Below are 1,475 nucleotides of genomic sequence, written 5' to 3'. Positions count from 1 at the left end.
ACGTACAACACTGAAAGGGATCAACCGTGGAGCACAAGCTCAGGAGAACCGAGGACGGCCAGACCGAGCTGACCGTGCGCTGGAGCCAGGAGGACGACCCGATGGGCGTCCTCTCCGGCTGGGTCACCAAGGGGCACCTGGAGAGCTTCCTGCGCACGTTCCCGAAGCCCGGCGAGGGCGGCAACCCGGTCGACGCCGACGACGCCTACCACCTGGCCCTGGGGCTGAACTGGCTAACCAAGATGACCGACCGGCGCCTGGAGCTGCTGCTCCTGCTGCTGCGCGACCAGTACAAGGCCTCCTGGGGCACCCTGGGCGCCGCACTGGAGGCCTCTCGCTCCACCGCGAAGTCCCGCTACCAGAAGATCGCCCGGCAGTACGCGGAGCACGGCGACTACGTGGACGAGACGGGCATCCGCTCCGGCCCGCCCGCGGAGGTCAAGCAGCTGGTCGAGAACCGGCTGCGCTCCCGCGAGGACCAGGACCGGATGGCCGAGAAGGCTGTGGCCAAGCTGAAGGCCGGGGACCGCGTCCACTACCGCCTCAACGCCGCCCGCCAGGGCTCCGCCGTGAAGCCCGCCCTGGGCCAGTGGGTCATCAACTGGGACGACGAAGGCGAACTGCTCACCCCCGGCGAGGACATCGTCCCGCTCGGCTGACGGAGCGAGGCGGCCGACTCACTGCCAGGCGACCGGCCGCCCCGCCCGTCCTCCCACCTCCCGCACATACGAGAAGGGGAACTTCCATGCTCTCGCACGCCTCGAACGCCGACACCATCGCCACCTTCGCCGCCGTCTTCGTCGCCCTGTGGGTCGCCCACACCGTCGGGGACCACTGGGTCCAGACGTCGGTGCAGAGCGCCAAGAAGGGCCAGCACGACCGCAACCCGGGCCAGTCCAGCCGCGTCGGGCGCCTCGCCTGCACCCGCCACGTCATCGGCCTGACGCTTACCAAGGTGCTGCTCCTGGCCCTGGCCGCGATCGTCCTCGACCTGCCGCTGTCCGTCGCCGGCGTCACCATCGGGCTCGGCCTGGACGCCGCCTCGCACTGGTGGGCGGACCGCCGGTCCAGCCTCGCCTGGCTCGCAGAGGTCACCGGCCAGACGGAGTTCTACAACCTCGGCACCGGCGCCCACCCGTTCCACCCGGTCACCGCCGAAGGCAAGCCCGCCGGACACCTCGGGACCGGCGCATACGCCCTTGACCAGGCATTCCACGCCTTCTTCCTCTTCCTCGCCGCGCTGATCATCGCGGCCGTCTGACGGCCCCGTGTGCCGCTCTGCCCGGGACAGCGACCCCGGACAGAGCGGTGCGCAGGGCCGGACAGCCCGGCCGTACTCAACCGAAGGGGCCCGATGATCCGCACCACCATCACCTGCGACCGCAAGGGCTGCCTCGCGCTCTACCTCCCCGACATCGACGCCGGGTCCGACGTCCTCGAACGGGCCGCCCGCCAGCTCGGGTGGCAGCGACTCA

At 70.8% G+C, this 1,475-nt stretch carries 2 protein-coding genes; both read left to right on the top strand.

Going from position 1 to position 1,475, the window contains the following annotated elements; genetic code table 11:
* Positions 1–26: 26 nt before the first annotated feature.
* Positions 27–659, top strand: coding sequence for a hypothetical protein (locus ACWFRU_RS42415; protein ID WP_381097566.1), 633 nt, complete (start codon positions 27–29; stop codon positions 657–659).
* An 86-nt stretch (positions 660–745) separates the two neighbouring features.
* A complete protein-coding gene (locus tag ACWFRU_RS42410) occupies positions 746–1,261 on the top strand; it encodes a transcriptional regulator (protein WP_381097569.1) in 516 nt (171 codons plus the stop codon).
* Positions 1,262–1,475: the final 214 nt, after the last annotated feature.

Source organism: Streptomyces sp. NPDC055099 (assembly GCF_053607685.1).
This window is presented reverse-complemented; position numbering and strand designations above follow the sequence as displayed.

Excerpts from the sequence above, each read along its gene's own strand:
- ACWFRU_RS42410 (WP_381097569.1), top strand. The coding sequence starts at position 746 with ATGCTCTCGCACGCCTCGAACGCCGACACCATCGCCACCTTCGCCGCC.